17 protein-coding genes are annotated in these 19461 nt (G+C 73.6%); 5 read left to right on the forward strand and 12 right to left on the reverse strand.

The window, feature by feature from the left end; genetic code table 11:
• Positions 1-34: 34 nt before the first annotated feature.
• From CP973_RS08950 to pgfA, 8 genes are all read right to left on the reverse strand, one after another.
• The gene (locus tag CP973_RS08950; protein ID WP_150239097.1) at positions 35-268 is read right to left on the reverse strand and encodes a Trm112 family protein; all 234 of its coding nucleotides are present in this window, start codon (positions 266-268) and stop codon (positions 35-37) included.
• Positions 265-1245, reverse strand: a complete 981-nt coding sequence (locus CP973_RS08955) for a DMT family transporter (RefSeq protein WP_244409341.1) — start codon at positions 1243-1245, stop codon at positions 265-267. Before CP973_RS08955 ends, CP973_RS08950 begins: the two co-directional genes overlap by 4 nt.
• Positions 1223-1999, reverse strand: a complete 777-nt coding sequence (locus tag CP973_RS08960; RefSeq protein WP_150239099.1) for a class I SAM-dependent methyltransferase — start codon at positions 1997-1999, stop codon at positions 1223-1225. The genes CP973_RS08955 and CP973_RS08960 overlap by 23 nt, the downstream gene beginning before the upstream one ends.
• Positions 1996-3462 carry a condensation protein gene (locus CP973_RS08965; RefSeq protein ID WP_150239101.1) on the reverse strand — a complete coding sequence of 489 codons (1467 nt, stop codon included), beginning with the start codon at positions 3460-3462 and terminating at the stop codon, positions 1996-1998. The genes CP973_RS08960 and CP973_RS08965 overlap by 4 nt, the downstream gene beginning before the upstream one ends.
• A complete protein-coding gene (locus CP973_RS08970; protein ID WP_150239103.1) occupies positions 3459-8066 on the reverse strand; it encodes an alpha-(1->3)-arabinofuranosyltransferase domain-containing protein in 4608 nt (1535 codons plus the stop codon). The genes CP973_RS08965 and CP973_RS08970 overlap by 4 nt, the downstream gene beginning before the upstream one ends.
• On the reverse strand, positions 8063-8788 hold the full coding sequence (locus CP973_RS08975; RefSeq protein WP_150239105.1) for a class I SAM-dependent methyltransferase: 726 nt from the start codon (positions 8786-8788) through the stop codon (positions 8063-8065). The genes CP973_RS08970 and CP973_RS08975 overlap by 4 nt, the downstream gene beginning before the upstream one ends.
• A gap of 7 nt (positions 8789-8795) precedes the next feature.
• Positions 8796-10019: a glycosyltransferase family 4 protein gene (locus tag CP973_RS08980; RefSeq protein ID WP_150239107.1), complete on the reverse strand. Its 1224-nt coding sequence runs from the start codon at positions 10017-10019 to the stop codon at positions 8796-8798.
• A 216-nt stretch (positions 10020-10235) separates the two neighbouring features.
• Positions 10236-11183 carry a cell envelope lipid trafficking protein PgfA gene (gene pgfA / locus CP973_RS08985; protein ID WP_150239108.1) on the reverse strand — a complete coding sequence of 316 codons (948 nt, stop codon included), beginning with the start codon at positions 11181-11183 and terminating at the stop codon, positions 10236-10238.
• A gap of 201 nt (positions 11184-11384) precedes the next feature.
• Here pgfA and CP973_RS39925 point away from each other — a divergent pair, with 201 nt between their 5' ends.
• Positions 11385-11528: a hypothetical protein gene (locus CP973_RS39925; protein WP_167538297.1), complete on the forward strand. Its 144-nt coding sequence runs from the start codon at positions 11385-11387 to the stop codon at positions 11526-11528.
• A 14-nt stretch (positions 11529-11542) separates the two neighbouring features.
• Positions 11543-12778, forward strand: coding sequence for a PucR family transcriptional regulator (locus tag CP973_RS08990; protein ID WP_150239109.1), 1236 nt, complete (start codon positions 11543-11545; stop codon positions 12776-12778).
• Here the strand turns inward: CP973_RS08990 and CP973_RS08995 are convergent.
• The gene (locus CP973_RS08995; protein WP_150239111.1) at positions 12744-13760 is read right to left on the reverse strand and encodes a GntR family transcriptional regulator; all 1017 of its coding nucleotides are present in this window, start codon (positions 13758-13760) and stop codon (positions 12744-12746) included. The two genes, CP973_RS08990 and CP973_RS08995, sit on opposite strands and share 35 nt — an antisense overlap.
• Before the next feature lie 160 nt (positions 13761-13920).
• Between CP973_RS08995 and CP973_RS09000 the strand changes: the two genes are divergently transcribed.
• Positions 13921-15543: an MFS transporter gene (locus tag CP973_RS09000; RefSeq protein ID WP_244409342.1), complete on the forward strand. Its 1623-nt coding sequence runs from the start codon at positions 13921-13923 to the stop codon at positions 15541-15543.
• Here the strand turns inward: CP973_RS09000 and CP973_RS09005 are convergent.
• The 3 genes from CP973_RS09005 to CP973_RS09015 form a co-directional block, all read right to left on the reverse strand.
• Positions 15530-16333 (reverse strand): maleylpyruvate isomerase family mycothiol-dependent enzyme, encoded by an 804-nt coding sequence (locus tag CP973_RS09005; RefSeq protein WP_150239113.1) that lies wholly within the window; start codon positions 16331-16333, stop codon positions 15530-15532. The two genes, CP973_RS09000 and CP973_RS09005, sit on opposite strands and share 14 nt — an antisense overlap.
• A 40-nt stretch (positions 16334-16373) precedes the next feature.
• Positions 16374-17012 carry a mycothiol-dependent nitroreductase Rv2466c family protein gene (locus CP973_RS09010; RefSeq protein WP_150239115.1) on the reverse strand — a complete coding sequence of 213 codons (639 nt, stop codon included), beginning with the start codon at positions 17010-17012 and terminating at the stop codon, positions 16374-16376.
• Positions 17013-17137: 125 nt separating this feature from the next.
• Positions 17138-17569 (reverse strand): MarR family winged helix-turn-helix transcriptional regulator, encoded by a 432-nt coding sequence (locus CP973_RS09015; protein WP_150239117.1) that lies wholly within the window; start codon positions 17567-17569, stop codon positions 17138-17140.
• Positions 17570-17656: 87 nt separating this feature from the next.
• Between CP973_RS09015 and CP973_RS09020 the strand changes: the two genes are divergently transcribed.
• Both CP973_RS09020 and CP973_RS09025 read left to right on the forward strand, forming a co-directional pair.
• Positions 17657-18679: an NADP-dependent oxidoreductase gene (locus CP973_RS09020; protein WP_150239119.1), complete on the forward strand. Its 1023-nt coding sequence runs from the start codon at positions 17657-17659 to the stop codon at positions 18677-18679.
• Between the two features lie 183 nt (positions 18680-18862).
• Positions 18863-19291, forward strand: coding sequence for an organic hydroperoxide resistance protein (locus tag CP973_RS09025; protein ID WP_030597537.1), 429 nt, complete (start codon positions 18863-18865; stop codon positions 19289-19291).
• Positions 19292-19461 lie beyond the last annotated feature (170 nt).

A 19461-nucleotide genomic window follows, 5' to 3' on the forward strand; every position in this document is an offset into this window, starting at 1 on the left:
GCGGACGGGGCTTCTCAGGACTCGTCACGGCTCGTCACGGCTCGTCGGACGGCCGCTCGTCCGGGGGCAGGCGGCGCAGGATGGCTTGGTGTTCGGTTTCGGTGACCTGTTCACCGGAGGAGGGGAGGAGCTGGGGGATGGTGCCGATGATCGGGTAACGGCGGCGCAGACGGGGGTTGTAGAGCACGTCCTCCGGCAGGAGCAGGGACAGCGGCCCCTTGTCGATCGGACAGACGAGGATCTTCAGCAGCGGGTCGTCGGGCTTCACGGGTCGGCTCCTTGGGCGGGGGCGGCGGGCTCCGGCTCCGGCGCTCGTTCCGGGCCCGGTGCCGAGGCGTCGGTGTCCTGGCGGGGCAGGGTGAGCAGGACGAGTACGGCCATCGCGGTGCCGCCCAGGCGCAGCGCGAGGCGCAGGGGGTCGGCGGGCAGCGGCTCGCCGAAGGCGACCGTGCCGCAGGCGGCGGTGAAGACACAGGTGACGGTGGTGCACACGGGGACGATCAAGGAGGCACGGCAGCGCTGGAGCGCGGTCTGCGACAGCACCAGGCCGACCGCGCCGGTGAAGAGCAGCAGATAGGGATACGGGGAGGTGAACAGGGCGCGGACGGTGCCCGCCGGGTCGCGCGCGTCCAGCAGTCCGGAGACGCCTTTGACGGCGAGCGAGCTGACGCCGTAGAGCAGGCCGACGGCCACGCCGTAGGGGACGCCCGAGGACGGCTGCCGGTGGCGGCGCTTGGCGCGCCGCTCGGCGGACCCGTACAGCCACAGCCCCGCGGCCAGCGACGGCAGCGCGATGGCCAGCAGGGTGCCGGCGGGGGCGGTGCGGGTGACCGTGCTCGCACCGTTGCCCTGGAGGGATGCGACGACCATGCCGAGCGCGAGCAGGATGGCCAGGATGCCGCGCCGCTCCCGGCCGCTGGTGCGCTCGCCGAGGAAGACGGAGGACAGGAGGAGCAGCAGGACCAGCCCGGAGACGAAGATGCCCTGCGCGGCGGCGATGGGGAGGGTGCGGTAGACCGCGAGCTGGGCGGCGAAGCCGGCGGCGAGGGCCAGCGAGCCGCCGAGCCACAGTGGACTGCTCAGCAGGTGGCGGACCAGCCGGGCGGGCTGCCGGGTGCTGAGCGCGGGCAGCCCGGACAGGGCGCGCTTCTCCAGCACGAAGCCGGTGCTGTACAGGACGTTGGCGAGCAGCGCGGACGCCACGCCCCACCACAGCACCGCCCTACTCCCTTCTCCGGCGGGCATGGACGAGCAGGATGGAGGCCAGTGACGGCAGGTGGCAGGCGGCGCGGTCCAGGGGCCGCAGCGGACGCGGCACGTCGTGGTACGGCGCGCCCGCGATCCGTACGGCCTCGAAGCCGCACGCCGTCAGGAAGCCGCGCAGCGCGCGGGCGGTGTAGAGGCGCAGATGGCCGACGACCTGGGTGCCGGGCCGGCCGTGGATGCCTCGCATGCTCACCTCCGAGAAGACGGGCTGGATCCCCGCGAGCAGCAGCCCGCGGTTGTACCAGGCGGCGAGATTGGGGGTGGAGAGCATCAGGTGACCGCCGGGGCGCAGCACCCGCCGCAGTTCGTCCAGGGCCGCGTCGGGGTCGACGAGATGCTCGATGACCTCGCTGAAGAGCACGGCGTCGGCGGCGCCGTCCGCGAACGGCAGTCCGCCGTCGCCCAGTTCACCGCGTACGGCGTACGGGATCCGGGCCGCCGCGCGGCGCAGCGCGTCCTGCGACCAGTCGACGCCGACGACGCGGTGGCCGGGCAGCACGGCGGACGCGGTGGCGGCGGCACTCCCGTCGCCGCAGCCGATGTCCAGGACGGTGGCCGGCGGCGCGCCGGGGCGTACCGGCCCCAGGGCGCGGGCCAGCATCAGCGCCTGGCGCCGGGCGCGCTCGGTACCGGACGCGACGGGCACGGCGGGGTCCTCGTAGAACTCCCGCAGCGCGTCCGGTCGGGCCGGTGCGGTGCGGTCCTCCGGGGCGACGGCCGGCCGCCGGGTCACGGCGCGCCTCCCCCGGCCTCCGGCGACCACGACGTGGCTGCCAGCGACCGGGCGAAGAGGGCGCCCAGGCGGGCACCGGCCGCGTCGTCCAGCAGGGCGTGCGACCAGCGCAGCGCGAGCTGGATGCGCCCGCCGACGGAGACGGTGGTGACGGTCAGCCCGCGCGGCATCCGGGCCGGGGCCGAGAACCACACGGCGGTGGGCCGCCCCGCGTCGCCGAAGTCGAGGGGGTAGGGGATGCGGCCGATGTTGGAGAGCAGCGTGGTGGAGGCCAGGGGCGCGGCGGCCGTGCGCAGCGCCCGCGTCAGCGCCCCGCGCAGCCCGACCGGCAGCACCGGAGCGGTCAACAGGGATGCTCCGAGGCCGAGTTGCGAGCCCGGGGCGGATTTCAGGGAGCGGGTGCGGGCGGCGGTGCGCCGCAGCAGCCGGGCGACCGCCGCCGGGTCGGGCGGCTCGGCCGTGAGCAGCCCGGCGTCCTGCCGCTCCTCCGGCCCGAAGCCGACCGAGACCAGCCGGGTGCCGTTGCCGATGGGCATGTCCGTGCCGCGCGGGCGGTCGTCCACCGGCATGGTGACCACGACCGGCGCGCTCGGCCGCCCGTGCAGGCGGTTCCAGCGGGCCACCATCAGGCAGGTGGCGACCAGCAGCTGGTCGTTGACGGTGTAGGCGGCGACGCCGTCGGTTCGGGGCGGGCGGGCCGGGACGGGCAGTTCGGTGATCAGCATGCCGTTGCCGGTGGCGTGCCGGGCGCCGCCGCCCCGGCCGCCCGCACGGGGCCCGCGGTCGCCGGCGATCCGTACGGGCCGGGTGGGCCGGTGGCCGCCGAGCGGTGGCGATGTGTCCTGCGGCCCGTCGGCCGCGGCGGTCCCGGCCGCGCGTACGGGGGCCGGCGCCGGGGAGTTGTCGGCGCCGCCGTAGAGCTGGGCGGCGGTGGCCAGTACGCGCAGGCAGGCCGGGCCGTCCAGGGCGGTGTGGTTGATGGTGATGAGCAGAACGGTTCCCCCACCGCCGTCGCCACCGCCGCCGCCCTCCTCCGCCTCCTGCTCGATGACCTCCAGCCGTACCGGCGGCGACGCGTCCAGCGGCGGCAGGTCGGTCAACGCCCGCCCCCTGGCCAGGTCGAGCGCGTCCGGCCCGGGCGGCGGGAAGACGACCGGGTCCCCGTCCGGCACGCCGGTCAGCTCCCACTCGTACCGCCGCCGCCACCACCGGTGCGGGGCCTGGCGCATCAGGATGCGGGGGTGCCGGCACAGCGCTTCGCGGAACGCGGCCCGCAGCCGGCCGGGATCCGGCTTCCCGGGCAGGTGCACCTCGATGTGCACGGTTTCCGGTTCGTCGGCCGTGAGGCAGTGCCGGGTGATCTCGTCCACCACCGGGAACGGGACGCGCCGTACGGGCCGGTCCGCCGCCCCGGAGGGCCCGTTCCCGGCCGGTTCCCGCCGGGCCGGCTGGAGTGCGGTCATCGGGTGGGTCCCTCCCCGGTTCGGTCCGAAGGATCTGACGGGTCCGGTGGCGTGGCGTCCGGGCGTGCGGTATCCGGTGGTGTGGCGTCCGGGCGTGCGGTATCCGGTGGTGTGGCGTCCGGGCGTGCGGTATCCGGTGGTGTGGCGTCCGGGCGTGCGGTATCCGGTGGTGTGGCGTCCGGGCGTGCGGTATCCGGTGGTGTGGCGTCCGGGCGTGCGGCGTCCGGCCGCGCGGCGTCCGGCGGTGCCCCGTCCGGTGGCGCGGCATCCGGCCGCGCGGCATCCGGTGGCGCGGTACGCCGCCGTCGGCGCGGCAACGGCGGCAGGGGCGGCCTCCGCTTCCGCACGCCCGCTCCTCCCCCTCGGGCCCCTATTTCCGGCTCCGGCCCCGGCGACTCCGCGCCCGAGCCCGCCGGTGCCGTAGCCGGCGCCGGTTCCTCCTCCGGCCCCGGCCCGGCCCCCGCATGCGCCCCGCGCCGCGCCTTCCCGGCCGGCACCGTCACCACCGCCGCCGCCAGCCCCAGCAGGGCCAGCGCCTGAGCAGTCGCGCTGAACGGACCGTCACCGGCGGCGGGGGACCCGCCCGCGCCGAGGGCCGCCGTGATCCCGGCTCCGAGCATCGCCAAAAGCGCGAGCGGTACGAGCAGCCCGTGCCGGAACCGGGCCACCAGGGCCAGCAGCGGAACGATCACCGCGTACGGCCCGGCGGCGAGGGCCACGACCACCGTGAGGGCGACGGCCCCCAGCACCCAGGACGGCGCGGGCGGCGCCTGCGGCTCCGGCGGGGTGCGCCGTGTCCGGCGTACCAGGGCCGAGCCGATGAGCAGCGCGATGCCGAGCGCGCCACCGAACAGCCCCAGGTCGTACGCGGTGGACGGTGCGTACGTCAGCCGCACCATGCCGCTCTCGCCCGCCGGGATCAGGAACCCCTGCTGCCACCCGTCGAGGCGCACGGGGGACAGTTCGCGCCCGTTGAGCGTCGCGCGCCAGCCGGCGTTGGCGTTCTCGTACGTCTGGAGGTACGCGGCCCCGCCCGTGCCCACCTGGACCGTGCGGCGGTCGCCCGCCCAGTCGCGCGCGGTCACGCTCCGCCGCTCGGTGGCGGGCGCGGGGGCGCTGCCCCGGCTGAGGGTGACGTCCGTCAGCGCCAGCGGGCCCTGGTCGCCGGCCTCCACCCGGTGCTGTCCGGACGGCAGGTCCAGCCGCCCGTCGCGTGCCTCGCCCGCGCACAGTTCGACCTTGACCGGTCGGCGTTCGGTCAGATCACGTACGTAACCGGAAGCCTTGGTGGCGTGCAGCGTGCCGTCCACGGCGAGCGGCGGGCCCTGTCCGCAGGCGAGCGAGAACCGGTCGCCCGCGGAGGGCGGCGGCGTCCGCAGGTCGTCCAGGGCGGGGACGTGGACCTCGCTCAGGCCGACGGGCAGTTGCAGGGCCTCGCCCACCACCGGGTTGTGGAGGGTGAGCTCCTTGACCTTGCTGATGGTGATGTCGAGGCGGTCGGTGGTGATGGGGTCGAAGCGGGCCCAGCCGTTCTCGTCCACCCCGGCGGTCGCCGCGCCGTCGGGCGAGTTGACGAGGATCTCCTCGGGCCGGGTGGAGACGCCGCCCGCCGCGGCCAGCACGATCCGGTCGATGCTGCGCTTGCCGGACCAGCGCAGGTGCAGGGTCGCTTTGTCGCCCGCGATCCAGGCGGTGGTCAGATCGCCGTCCACCAGGTTGCGGGGGCTCACCTGGGGGCCGGAGCCGAAGGCCGTGGAGTCGGCGGTGACGGTGATCCGGTTCCGCTTCCCGGGCGCCGCCCGGTCCAGCAGCTGGTCGAGTTCCGGCCCGGGTACGGCCACCGCCCGGCCGGAGACCCGGTACGCCCCGTCCGTACCGGTACGGAACTGCCGGTGCAGCCCCACCTCGGCGGAGACCGGCGACAGGCCGCCGGGGTCGCTGCCGCGGTGCAGCGAGTACGTCGCGGCCGGTGAGGTGGACTTCTCGGCGTCCGCCGGGAGCCGCAGCAGCCGGGTGACCTGCACGCCCGGGATCGACACCTCGGAGAAGCCCGCGCCGGACACTCCGGCGCGCGGTGTCTGCGCCGCGGTGATGGTGATCTTCAGCCACTTCGCGGTGCCGCGCGGGGCCCAGATCCGCTGCCTTTGGCCGTTGGTCAGCAGCGGGGTGGCCACACTGCCCCGGTCGGTCTGGACGCGTACGGAGGTCGGCGCCGCGCGCATCCCGTCGCCGGGCAGCGGCGTCAGCGAGATCGTGGACGGTATGTACGTGGGCCGGGTGAAGCCGACGCGCAGCCACTGGCCCACCGGATCGCCCGCGCTGCCTTCCGCCCAGCCGGTTTTCGGATCGCCGTCGAAGGCGTGCACCGGATCGTACTGCGGCAGGTGGAAGAGCCAGTTGCCGCTGCTGGAGGCGGTGACGGAGGCGGCGCCGCGCAGCACCCCGGTGGTCTGGTGCGCGATGCCCTCGGTCGGCAGGATCTGCCGGGGTTCGCGCCCGGGGTCCTGGAGGCTGTCCGGGTGATTTCGCTCGCCGGGCGTATATGTGTAGGACGTGTTGGAGTTGACCAGGCCGAACCGGGTGTCGGCACGGCGCAGCCCGTCGCCGGTCAGCTGGAGCGGCGGGGTGCCGACGCCCGGGTGGTTGTCGCCGGTCAGCACGGCCGGGCGGTGCCGCAGCGCGGGGTCGGCGGACAGCGGGAGCAGCGCCTCCGGCCCCCCGCTGACCTGCGCCGTGTCGGCGACCGGCAGCGCGGTGACCGGGCCGGGCCGCGGGGTGTCCACCGGTTCGTAGATCTCCACGGCGCGCTGGCGCGGGTACAGGCCCTGGATCTGCACCGGCGTGCCGGGGGCGATCTTCCCGTCCGTGGTCAGCGGCCCGAACGCGGCCACCTTCCGGTAACCGGACGCCTCCAGGGTGCGTTTGACGGTCTGCGTCGGCACGTAGCCGATCTGGTCGGGGTCCAGGTCATTGCGTACCACCACGTCGTACAGCCCCGCCCGGCCCAGGAAGTCGCGCAGCCCCGGCACCTCCGAGCCGGACATCAGGGCCTGTTCGACGGCGTCCATGGCGCGCCGCACGCCCGGCGTGCCGAACGGCACGAAGTCCCGCTGCGCCCAGCGGGATTCCGCCAGCACGTCCAGGGGGTGGTCGATGGGGGAGCCCCAGGTGTAGATGCCGTGCGCGGTGGCGGGGACGACGAGGGCGCGGTTGTCGGGGGTGTGCTTCTTGAGCCAGTCGGCGGTGCGTTCCCAGGCAGACGGCAGCTTCTTGAAGGCGCCCGGTTGGAGGACGGTGCCGTTGAGGTACGGGAGGGCCAGGGCAGGGAGCGTCGACAACGCGAGGACCAGGGGCACGTACCGCCGTCCCGGTACGCGCCGGGTGCCGCGCCGCTCGGCGGCCACGCCGAGGATGTGGGCGAGGCCGAAGGCCAGGGCCAGGGCCAGGCCGGGCTGGAACTTGTAGATGTTGCGGAACGGCCGCAGCCAGCCGTCCAGCCAGTCCTGCCACAGCCCGTGGAACGGACCGCCCAGCGAACCGGCGTACCCGGCCAGGCAGATACCGGCCACCACCAGCACGGTCAGCAGCAGCCAGCGCCGCTCCGGCACGTCCCGGCGGGCCAGTCCGGCCAGGCCCAGCGCGGCGGCCAGCGCCGTCCCGAGGACCGCGCCGGCCCCGGCCACCAGGGTCCAGCCGGCGGGCAGCCACGGTTCGCCGAAGTTCAGGTAGCCGACCCAGTTGCCGGCGCCGCGCAGCAGTTCGGTCGCCGACATGGTGCCGGTCGTGGTGGTCGCCTGCTCGATGTACGGCATGAAGTTCTCGCCGTACACGCCGAGCAGCAGCAGCGGCACCGACCACCACGCGGTCGCCAGGATGACGCCGGGAACCCACCACACCAGCAGTGACCTGCGCCGGGGCCCGGTGCGCGAGAGCACGTACAGCAGGACGGGCAGCAGCGAGGCCAGTGTCGAGGCCGCGTTGACGCCGCCCATGAACGGGATGAGCAGCGCGGAGCGGGTGGCGGCCAGGCGGGCCGGGGCGCGGTGGTCGGTGAGCGGCAGCAGCACCCACGGCAGCAGCGCGCCGGGCAGGGCGGCGGCGGACGTGGAGCCGATGAGCATGGTGAAGACCGGCCACAGCGCGTACGCGGCGGCGGCGAGCAGCCGGGTGGGCGGGGACCCGACGCGCAGCCGCTCGGCCAGCCGCAGCGCGCCCCAGAAGGCGGTGGTGACGATCAGCGACATCCACAGCCGCTCGGCGATCCACACCGGCAGGTGCACCAGGTCGGCGAGGGCGTAGTAGGGGAGGGACGGGAAGGCGTAGCCGACGTACTGGTCCGTGATGCCGCCGAAGCCCGCCCGGTCGTGCCACAGCTGTCCCAGGTCGCCCAGGAACTTCCAGGGGTCGGTGGTCACGCCCAGTTTGGTCTCGAAGGTCATCTTCCCGAAGGAGGGCACCAGGAAGAGCACGAAGGCCAGGGCCCAGAACGCCGGCAGCCAGCGCCGGGACCGGGGCCGCTCGGGCGGTGGCGCGCCCGGCGCGGCCGCCGGGGTGCCCCCGGCGTCCGGTGAACCCGGTGAGCTGGACACGAGCGTCTGGGTCATGGCAACCGCCGCAGGATGAGGAGGAGGTTCCAGGTGGCCACTTCACGGACGACCGGCAGGCGCGGGATCGTTTCGGCGAAGAACGGCGCGTACCGGGAGCGGGCCGTCACGATCCGTACGTCGTCGCGGGAGCGGAGGTGCCGCAGGGTCGGGCCGATGTGCAGGGCGAAGAGGTTCTCGCCCAGGGTGTGCTTCGCGGTCCGGCCGGTGCGCCACCGATAGAGCGTGCGGGCCCGCCCGGCGCCCAGGTAATGCCAGGGCGCGGTCTCGTGTCCACCCCACGGGGAGAGCCAGTTGGTGAACGAGAGGTAGATCAGGCCACCCGGCCTGGTGACCCGCACCAGCTCGCTCAGGAAGGTCCGCGGATCCGCCACGTGCTCCAGGACGTTGGACGCGAAGCACACATCGGCGGCGCCGTCGGCCAGCGGGAGGAGATAGCCGTCGGCGAGCACGGCGCCCGGCGGCGTCCGGCCGCGGGCGGTCAGCTCGCGCGGGTCGGGCTCGAAGAGGTAGCCGAGCGCGCCGCGCCGCCGGAACTCCTCGGTGAAGTGCCCGCTGCCGCCGCCGATGTCCGCGACGACGCGCCCCTTCAGCGGCTCGTACCGTTCGATCTGGTCGGCGGCGTCGCGCGCGAGCAGGCCGTAGCAGTGCTCGGGATCGTGCTGTTCGCGCAGGAAGGCGCGGAAGAGGGTGAGTGATCTGCGCAGGGAAGGGTCCCGCACCTCAGCATCACCGCCCGGCGGGGAGGTCGAGGTGGGCCCGGTCGTACGACTCGGCCGCCACCGCGCGGAAGCTGCGCACCGTGGCGCTCCAGCGGAACCGGGCGGCCCGGCGCGCGGCGGCGGCGCCCAGGGCGTGCCGGCGCGGGCCGCTGAGCGCCAGCGTGCACCAGTGCGCGGCGAAGGAGCTCTCGCCGCGGGCCAGCAGCCCGGTCGTCCCGTCGTCCACCGAGTCGCGCAGGCCGGGGATGTCGAAGCCGACGGTCGGGGTGTGCCGGGCGGCGGCCTCCATGACCACCAGGCCCCAGCCCTCGACCAGCGACGGGTGCAGCAACAGCCAGGCGCGGCACAGCAGTTCGTGCTTGTCCTGCTCGCTGATCCGGCCGGTGAAGTGCACGCCGGGCCCGGCCGTCGCCTCCAGCCGGGTGCGCTCCGGCCCGTCCCCGACGATCACCAGCCGGCCGCCGGTGACCGGCCGCACCCGCTCCCACAGGCGCAGCAGCAGATCGACGCGCTTGTACTCGACCAGCCGCCCCATGGCCAGGAACAGCGGCTCGGGCGACTCGGGGAGCAGCGGCCCCGGCTCGGCCACGCCGTTGTGCACCAGCCGGATACGGTCCCGCGCCACGCCGAGCCCGCGCAGCGCGGCGGCGGTCGAGCCGGACACCGCGACCATGAGGTTGCCGCGGTGGGCGCCGGCCAGCGCCCAGTGCTCCAGGCGGCGGCCGAGCCGGGCGGCGGGCGCCGGGTAGCGCAGGCCCCACAGGTCCGTGTGGACGTGGTTGACCAGGCACAGCGTCGGGCCGCGGTGCCAGAGGGGGGCCAGGTACGGCATGCCGTTGCAGACCTCGACCAGCAGGTCGCAGGGGCCGACGCGGCGGGCGAGCCGGCGGCGGACGCGCAGGTAGTGCCCGGCGTCGCCGCCCGCGGAGACCACCCGGTAGCCGTGCTCGGCCACCGGGCCGCCGCACAGCAGGGTGACCTCGTGGCCGTGCGCGGTCAGGCCCTCGGCGATGCGGTCCACGAGCAGTTCGGAGCCGCCGGCGGCGGGGTTGCCGAGGTCGCGGCGGGCGAGGAAGACGATGCGCCGGGGGAGTACGGGGGGCTGGTGTGCTGATCGGGCGGGTGGTGCCTCGGCAGCGGGGGATGCCGGTGGTACGGGCGGTACGGGGTGTCCTGGTGCGGGATGTGCGAGCGGTGCGGCGGACGAGGACGGTCGTACGTGCTGGGGCATGTGCGCTCCAACTCGTCTCAGGGTGCGGTACCAATGGTGTGGGGGGACGTACTGCGTACTGAGCCGTGCGGGCCTGCCGGCCGGGGAACAGCGTCGTGTCGTGGGGACATCGGTGGGTGAGCTGGATAGTTTTCGCCGCCCTGTTCGATGCGGCTACTCACCGGCGTGACAATTTCCGCTCCTCTTCGAGCTGACGCCTCATCACTTCGCGCAGGATCAGCTGAACCGCCGCCTCCCGCGCACCACGAGCACCACGCCGAAGAGCGTCAATCCGCCGCCCGCCACCGCCGCCACGACCGGCGCCGTCTCGCCGACCCGCGCCAGCTTGGTGCTGTCCGCGTCCGCCAGCGCCACCTGTGCCCGCTGGGTCGCGGGGGTGAACTCCAGACCGTCGGCGCGCAGCAGGGTCACCGCGTCGGTCCGCGCGCCGGGGGCCCGCAGTGTCTTGTGCGGGGAGATGGACGCGTTGATGATGCGGCCGGTACGCCGGTCGACGACCAGCTCGATACGGCTGTTCGCGTACCACTCCTCGGCCTGGACCTGGCCCTGCGCGGGCCGCCCCACCAGCCGCCCCGGCACCTGCCGGCTGCCCGTCCTGGTGGGCTCGACGGTCCCGGTGAAGCGGTAGCCCTCGTACCCCTGCACCCGGCTGGTGCCCGCGAAGCGGAGCGGGACCGCGGCGCCCAGCGTGTTGTCCCACCAGCGGTACGTCCGGCGCTGCACGTCGAAGGGGAACTTCAGGTACGCCTCCCCCTCGAAGCGGGTCGGCGCCTCCTCGCAGCAGTGCACCGGGGCGTTGGTGCGCCGGTCGGTCACCCAGCGCTCCACCGTCCACTGGAACGCCCTGCGCGGGTCCTTCAGCGCCAGCGTCACCGGCGTGTCCACGGTCGTGGACACGTCCCACACGGCCCGCCCGCTGCGCTCGCTCTCCGCCACATCGCCCAGCACGTGCCGGGTGATGGTGATCTTCTGTTTGCTCCTGGTGCGCAGCGATTCGGCGTCGAAGTAGCTGCCGGTGCCGGTGAAGACGGTGGTCGTGTCGACGTCCACCGGGGTGCGCTGGGCGCGCGGTGCCACGTACCAGGCGAGCATCGGCGCGAGCACCAGGAGGAAGACGCCGAGTCCCAGCAGGACCAGGGAAAAGGGCGAGGCGGTCTTACGCATACGAGCACTCCTGAGGGCGGCGGGGGCAGTGCGCGTGCGGCGGGGCGGTGGTCCGGGTGAACGGGCGGGAACCGTAGGCGACCGCTTGACACGCCGTCAATGCCCCCACACACTCGGCAGGCACCGCGGCCGTCCGCGGACGGGCCGGACCGGTGCGCCGCGCCACCTCGACGTACCTGCCACGAAGGGGCCCGCCGCGCCATGCACAGACTGCTCGCCGCCGTACTGACCTCGCTGGCCGCCGCCGCTCTCGCCGTGGGCGCCGCCCTCGGCATCGTCGCCGCCCTCGACACCACGCCGGAGCAGCCGAACGTGCCCCTGGTGAGCTTCGGCCGGACGCCGTAGGGGAGGACGCAGGCGTGGTGGAGACCGTCCGCTCGGCGTGGCGCGACGTACCCCCGGCGCAGGTACGGGAGTTCGCCGCCCGCGTCCTCGACGAGGTCCCGGCGCTCGCCCAGCGGATTCTGGCCGAGATCCGCCGTGAATACCCGCAACTGCCGCTCGCCGTGGACGAGTACGGCGAGCCGCGCGCCCTGACCGGCATCCGCCAGTCGCTGGAGCACTTCGTCCGGCACATGTCCGCCGGCCTGGACCTGCCGCACGTCCACCCGCGCATCTTCCAGGAGTTCGGCCGCGGCGCGGGCATCCAGGGGCGCAGCCTGGACGCCCTCCAGGCGATCTACCGGCTGGGCGTACGGCTGGCCTGGCGGCGGCTGGCCGAGATCGGCCAGCAGGTGGCGATCCCGGCCCCCGCCATGTACGAACTGGCCGAATCCGGCTTCGAGTACCTGGACGGGCTGGTGGCCGAATCCGTACGCGGCTTCGCCGAGGCGGCGGCCCGCCAGGCGGGCGAACGGCTGCGGCACCAACGGCGGCTCATGGAGCAGCTGTTCGCCACCGGGGCCCGCGCGCACACGGCGCCCGCGCTCACCGACCGCGCCGCCCGGATCGGCTGGGCGCTGCCCGAACGGGTCGCGGTGGCCGTACTGCTGCGCCCGGCCCGCGAGTCCGTCGCCCCCGCCGTCGGTGCGGACGTCCTCCTGGACATGGAGTGTGAGCGGCCCCGCATGGTCGTACCGGAACCGGACGCCGCCGGACGCCGGGAACTGCTCCAGCGCGCTACGGCCGGATGGTCGGGCGCGCTCGGCCCGGCCGTACCTCTGGCCGACGCGGCCAAGTCCCTGCGCTGGGCGAGCGCCGCCGTCGAACTGATGGAACGCGGCCTGCTGCCCGCCGGACAGCTGCTGCACTGCACCGAGCACACCGAGGCGCTGGTCCTGCTGCCGCCGGAAGAACTGATCGAGGACCTGACCCGGCGGCGGCTGGAACCCCTGGCGCACTGCGGCCCGACTCACGGGCGCCGGCTGGCCGAGACCCTGCTCGCCTGGCTGGAGACGCGCGGCGGCGCGCCAGAGGTGGCCGCCCGGCTCGGCGTCCACCCGCAGACCGTGCGCTACCGGCTGCGTCAGATACGGGAATTGTGGGGCGACGAGGTGGACGACCCGGACCGCCGCTTCGAACTGGAACTGGTGCTGCGGGCCCGGCGGCTGCGCGGCGAACTCAGCGTGCCGGGCCGCTCTTCCTGCCCTCGATGAACATCTCGTAGCCGTCCAGCAGCCGGGCCATACCGAACTCGAACAGCTCGTCGAGCCGCAGCATCTCCGCGTCGTCCATGTCGTTGATCCCCTCGTACATGGGGAACGAACCGGACCTGATGATCCGCTCGTACTCCGGCCCCAGCGACTCCATCCACTGCTCCACGTCCATGCCGGTCCGCTGCTCGGCCTCCAGGTCCTCCTCCAGGGCGACCGCCGTGCCGCGTACGTGGTTGACCAGCGTCAGGGCCAGCCGGAGCTTGGCCAGCGGGTCGAGCCGCGTCACCGCGGCCATGGTCCACTCGATGACGACCATCGCGTGCGGCATCGGCTGCGGGCGGATGAGCGACAGATACTGGGCCACCCACGGATGCCGCTGGTACAGCTTCCACTGGAGACGGGCCCCGGCCTCCATCCGCGCGCGCCAGTGCCGGGGCGCCGGTTCGGGCAGTTCGATCTCCGCGAAGGTGGCGTCGGCCATCAGCAGGACCAGCTCGTCCTTGTTCGCCACATGGCGGTAGAGCGCCATCGAGGACACGCCGAACTCGGCCGCGATACGGCGCATCGACAGCGCGCGCAGCCCCTCGGCGTCGGCGATCCGGATGCCGGCCCGGATGATGCGGGCGCGGTTCAGGCCGGGGGGCTGGGCGGCGGGTCGGCCCTGAGCGGCCGGGGGGTTCCGGCGGCCGCCGCCGGAGCCGGGGACGGCGCGTGTCCGGGGCGCGGGCCCGCCGTCCGTGCGTACTCCGGTCGCGGCGACCACCGTCCCCACGCCCGGCACGGCCCGTACCAGCCCCTCCTGACGCAGCGTCGTCAGCACCTTGGTGGCGGTCGCCATCGCCACGCCCCACTCCTGGGTGATCCGCCGCGTCGAGGGCACGCGGTCGCCCTCGGCCAGCTCCCCACGGTCGATCCGGCGCCGGATCTCCGCGACGATCCGGCGGTACGGGGGCGGGGGCGAAGGGGAGGTCGGACGGTCCATGGCGGCATCCTCCGTACTAGTGCACCAGGGGTCTGTGCGGACAACGGTACCGCCCTGACGCGGAGGTGCACCTCCCAAGTGCACTAGTGTGATGCATGTCTACCGCCCAACTGCGCCATGGGGTTGGCGGTGTAAGCGCGCACTGCCTACCTTTTCCGTCATGGCGTTTACTCCGTACACACCACCGTCCCGTGCCGGGCGGCGCGAGTGGACCGCGCTCGTGGTGCTCGTGCTGCCCTGCCTGCTCGTCTCGATGGACGTCTCGGTCCTCTACTTCGCCGTGCCGTTCCTCACCGAGGAACTGGCGCCCAGCGGTCTGCAGCAACTGTGGATCCTCGACGTCTACGGCTTCGTGCTCGCCGGACTCCTGATCACGATGGGCGCGCTCGGCGACCGCATCGGCCGCCGCAAACTCCTGCTCTGCGGCGCCGTCCTCTTCGGCATCGCCTCGGTACTTGCCGCGTACGCGCAGAGCGCCGGCATGCTCATCGCCGCCCGAGCGGTGCTCGGCATCGGCGGCGCCACCCTCATGCCGTCCACGCTCGCCCTGGTGCGCAACCTCTTCCACGACGCCAAGCAGCGGGGCCGGGCCATCGCGATCTGGTCCGGCGCCATGATGGGCGGCGTCGCGGTCGGCCCGGTGCTCGGCGGCCTGCTGCTGGAGCACTTCTGGTGGGGATCGGTGATCCTGATCAACACACCGGCGATGGTGCTGCTGCTCGTGGCCGGACCGCTGCTCCTGCCGGAGTTCAAGAATCCGGCGGCGGGCCGCTTCGACCTGGCGGGCGCGCTGCTCTCGCTGACCGCGATGCTGCCGATCGTCTACGGCGTCAAGGAACTGGCCCGGAACGGGTTCTCGGCACTGTCCGTAGTGGCCCTGGCGGCCGGGCTGGTGGCCGCCGCCGCTTTCGTGTACCGGCAGCGCACCGCCCGGCACCCCATGCTGGACCTGGAACTCCTCCGGCACCGCGGCTATTCGGTCTCCGTCCTGATGAACGTGCTGTCGATGTTCGCGTTGGTGGGCAGCGCGGTCTTCGTCACCCAGTACCTCCAGACCGTACGGGGCGCGAGCCCGCTGGAGGCGGCGCTGTGGAACATGGTGCCGACCCTCGCGGTGGGCGGCATGGCCCCGGCCGCCGCGGCACTCGCGCAGCGCATGGACCGGGCGTTCGTCATCGCCGGCGGATTCCTGGCAGCCGCCGGGGGGTTCTTGTGGGTGTCCTGGACAGAGGTGGACACACCCCTGTGGTTTGTGCTGCTGGGGGCCAGCATCTACGGGGCGGGCATGGTGATGGTGATGTCGCTCGGCACCGAACTGGCCCTGGGCGTCGCACCGCCGCAGCGCGCGGGCTCGGCCTCCGCCCTCCTGGAATCCGGCTCGGAACTGGGCGGCGCGCTGGGGCTGGCGCTGCTGGGCACCCTCGGCAATACCGTCTACCGAGGCGAAATCGACGGAGCCGTGCCGGACGGACTGCCCGCGGGCGCGGCGGACACCGTACGGGAAACCCTGGCCGGAGCGGCGGCAGTCGCGGGGGAACTGCCGGGCCGGGCAGGGGAGATGCTGCTGTCGGCGGCCCGCGCGGCGTTTGTCCACGGGCTGCACGCGGCGTTGGTCGGTGCGGCGTGCGTGATGGTGCTGGGGGCGCTGCTGGCGGTGGTGCTGCTCAAGGGCGTACGGATACAGGCGGCGACGGGAAAGGACGGGGCGGAGCAGGGCACGGCGGACGTCCCGGAGGGGGCGGTCTCGTCGGCCGCCGAGACCGCCCCGGTCACCCGAAGCTGACCCGCTCCAGCCAGAAGTCCAGCAGCCGCCGGTCACCGGATATCCCGATGCCGGGGCGGTCGGCGGGCAGCCTGCGGTAGACGACCAGCAGCAGGTCGGTCAGCGGGCCGCGCACCGTCACGGCGGCCTCCTCCCGCGGAGCGTGGCGCCAGGTGACCGCCTCGCCGGTCAGGTCCACCAGCCAGTCGGTGGTCGTCTCCGGTGCCGTGCCGGTGGCCCGGAAGCGCAGCGTCCGGCCGGGGCCCAGCAGCTCGCGCATCTCCGGGCGGCGGGTCAACATCTCCGGCTGCGAGCCCAGCTCCAGCCACTCGGCGAAGCAGTCGGCGGCGACCCGCTCGTCGAGGGTGAACTCCGCGCCGCAGGCCAGGAAGGCGTCGGCGCGGTGGATCACCGTCTCGCCGGCCATCCGGCGGGCGTAGAAGGCGGCGGCCGGGGCCAGCCGGGGGAGCGGGACCCAGCCCTCCGCGCCGGGTCCCGCGGCCCGCAGCGTCTCCGCCAGCAGGGCGGCCCCCTCGCCCAGCCAGCCGTCGAGCAGCGCCGGGTCCTCGTCCGCATACGGCGACAGGTCGCGGAAGCGGGCGTCGGGCGGGGGCCCGGCCGCGCCCGTGCGCACCACCTCCTCGGCCCAGCGGTGCGCGCCGCCCAGATGCCGCAGCAGCTGACCGAGGTTCCAGCCGGGACAGGAGGGCACCGGGGTCCTGAGGTGGTGCGCCTTCCTGACGAGGGAGCGCAACAGCTCGGTCTGCGCGACGATTTGGGTGCAGTGGCGGTCGTACGTCGAGGCGTTCATGCCGCCACGGTAGGTCCCGCCACCGACAACCGGCTCCGGGTCAGCTGAAGTCCAGGTCCCCGGTGCGGGTCCGCTTCAGCTCGAAGAACTTGTCGTAACCGGCGAGCAGGCGGGCGCCGTCGAAGATCCGCGCCGCTTCCTCGCCGCGCGGGATCGCCGTCAGCACCGGGCCGAAGAAGGCGACGCCGTCGATGTGGATGGTGGGCGTGCCGACCTCCTCGCCGACCGGGTCCATGCCTTCGTGGTGGCTCTTGCGCAGCGCGTCGTCGTATTCCGTGCTGTCCGCGGCACCGGCCAGCTCATCGGGCAGCCCCGCCTCGGCGAGCGCCTCCTTGATGACGGCCTCGTAATCGTCGCGCCCTTCGTTGTGCAGACGCGTGCCGAGCGCGGTGTAAAGGTCGCGCAGTACGGGCTCGCCGTGCGCCTGGGCGGCGGCGATGCAGACCCGTACCGGACCCCAGCCCTTGGCGAGCAGTTCCCGGTACTGCTCGGGCAGGTCCTCGCGGCCCTCGTTGAGGACGGACAGGCTCATCACGCGGAAGCGCAGGTCCAGGTCGCGGTGGCGCTCCACCTCCAGGATCCAGCGGGAGGTGATCCAGGCGAACGGGCAGAGGGGGTCGAAGTAGAAGTCGACCGTGTGACGGGTGGCGTTCGGGGAAGTCGCATCTTGGACAGTCATGGCGCCACGATAGTTCGATCCGGAACTTTCGGCCGGGCGGAATACGCCATGCCGCCCCGGCCGGGCCGAAACCAACCGGCGGAAGCCTCCGGTCCGCGCCCCCGGTGCGGCCCCGGCCGGCAGGCCTATTCCGGGGTGATGCCCAGCATCCGCTGGAGCAGCTCCTTGAGCAGCGCGCGCTCCGCGACGGACAGCTCGCCGAGCGGTTCGCGCGCGAAGTCCAGGGAGTCGCGCAGCTGCTGGGCCGTCACGCGGCCCGCCTCGGTGGCGGCGGCCAGCTTGACCCGGCGGTCGGCCGGGTCCGGGCGGCGCTCGACCAGGCCCCGGGACTCCAGGCGGTCCACGATGCCGGTCACGTTCGACGGCTCGCACTTCAGGCTCGCCGCTATCCGCCGCATCGGCATCGGCTCGTGGGCCAGCAGGCGCAGGACCCGCGCCTGGGCGCCGGTGAGGTGGTGCTGGGCCGCCGCGTGCTCGTACTCCTCGTGATAGCGGGCCACGACGGTGCCGATCAGCTCGACGACCTCGACGGTCAGGGGGTCTGCGCGAGGAGTCATGACACCAGGATACCGAATTGCTTGACAACCTGAAATATATAGGAGCATGGTTGTTTCAGGACCTGAAGCATTTAGGAGGAGCAGCCCATGTCCGCACTGCCCACGTCCGGCCGCGAATGGCACCTGGTCGCCCGCCCGCACGGCTGGCCGAAGCCGGAGGACTTCGCGCTGCGCGAGGCCGCGGTCACCGAGCCCGGCGAAGGTCAACTCCTCGTCCGCAACCTGTACTTCTCCGTCGATCCGTACATGCGCGGCCGTATGAACGACGTGAAGTCCTACACCCCGCCCTTCCAGCTCGACCAGCCGATGGAAGGCGGCGCGGTCGGCGAGGTCATCGCGTCGAACGCCGAGGGCTTCGCGGTCGGCGACCACGTCCTGCACTTCAAGGGCTGGCGCGAGTACGCCGTCGTGGACGCCGGGAAGACCGCCAAGGTGGACGGCTCCCTGGCCCCCCTCTCCGCCTACCTGGGCGTGCTCGGCATGCCGGGCCTGACGGCCTACGCGGGCCTGCTGGAGGTCGCCTCCTTCAAGGAGGGCGACACCGTCTTCGTGTCCGGCGCGGCCGGCGCGGTGGGCAGCGAGGTCGGCCAGATCGCCAAGCTCAAGGGCGCCGCGCGCGTCATCGGCAGCGCCGGCTCCGACGACAAGGTCGAGCTGCTCACGAAGGAGTACGGCTTCGACGCCGCCTTCAACTACAAGTCGGACGAGTCCGTCAAGGACCAGCTCCGCAAGGCGGCCCCGGACGGCATCGACGTCTACTTCGACAACGTCGGCGGCGACCACCTGGAGGCCGCCATCGACTCGCTGAACACCCACGGCCGCGTCGCCGTCTGCGGCATGATCTCGCAGTACAACGCCACCGAGCCGACCCCCGCGCCGCGCAACCTCGCGCTGGTGATCGGCAAGCGGCTGCGCATCCAGGGCATGCTCGTCGCCGACCACAGCCACCTCCAGGAGCAGTTCGTGCAGGAGGTCTCGGCCTGGGTGCGCTCGGGCGAGCTGAAGTACCGCGAGACCAAGGTCCGCGGCGTCGAGAACGGCGTCGAGGCGTTCCTCGGCCTGCTGCGCGGCGACAACACCGGCAAGATGATCGTCGACCTCACGGACTGACCCGCCCGCGGGGCCGGTCCGCTCGCGCGGAGCGGCCCGGTCTCACGGATCGGCCCGGTCTCACGGATCGGCCCGGTCTCACGGACTGATCCGGGCAGCCGCCCGGCCCGGCCGGGCCACTAGGCTCACACCAAGCCGTCGCGATCGTGGGCGCGAGTCGCGGCGAACCACAGGAGGATCCTCATGTCCATCCAGCCCGTAGACGTCGTCTACACCGCCGTCGCCACCGCCGAGAACGGCCGGGACGGCCGCGTCGCCAGCGACGACGGCAAGCTGGACGTCGTCGTCAACCCGCCCAAGGAGCAGGGTGGCAGCGGCGCCGGCACCAACCCCGAGCAGCTCTTCGCGGCCGGCTACAGCGCCTGCTTCCAGGGCGCGCTGAGCGTCGTCGCCCGCCAGGAGAAGGCGGATGTCTCCGGCTCCCGGGTGACCGCCAAGGTCGGCATCGGCAAGACCCCGTCCGGCGGCTTCGGCCTCACCGTCGAGATCGCCGCCTCCATCCCGAACGTGGACGCGGCCACCGCCAAGGACCTGGTCGAAAAGGCCCACCAGGTCTGCCCGTACTCGAACGCCACCCGCGGCAACATCGACGTCAAGCTGACCGTCGCCTGACGCGGCATGCCGCATCGTGGGCCGCATCCCTGCGTGGGGGGTGCGGCCCTCGGCCGTACGGGGCCGGAATCCCGCCCGTCACCACCACCCCTTGTGACGCAGGCCACTGTTGCCACGTCTTGACGCCACTGCCGTGTAATCGATTACGTATGCCCACACGAAATCGATTA

Origin of the sequence: Streptomyces albofaciens JCM 4342 (genome assembly GCF_008634025.1) — a bacterium.
Classification (GTDB): Bacteria; Actinomycetota; Actinomycetes; order Streptomycetales; family Streptomycetaceae; genus Streptomyces; species Streptomyces albofaciens.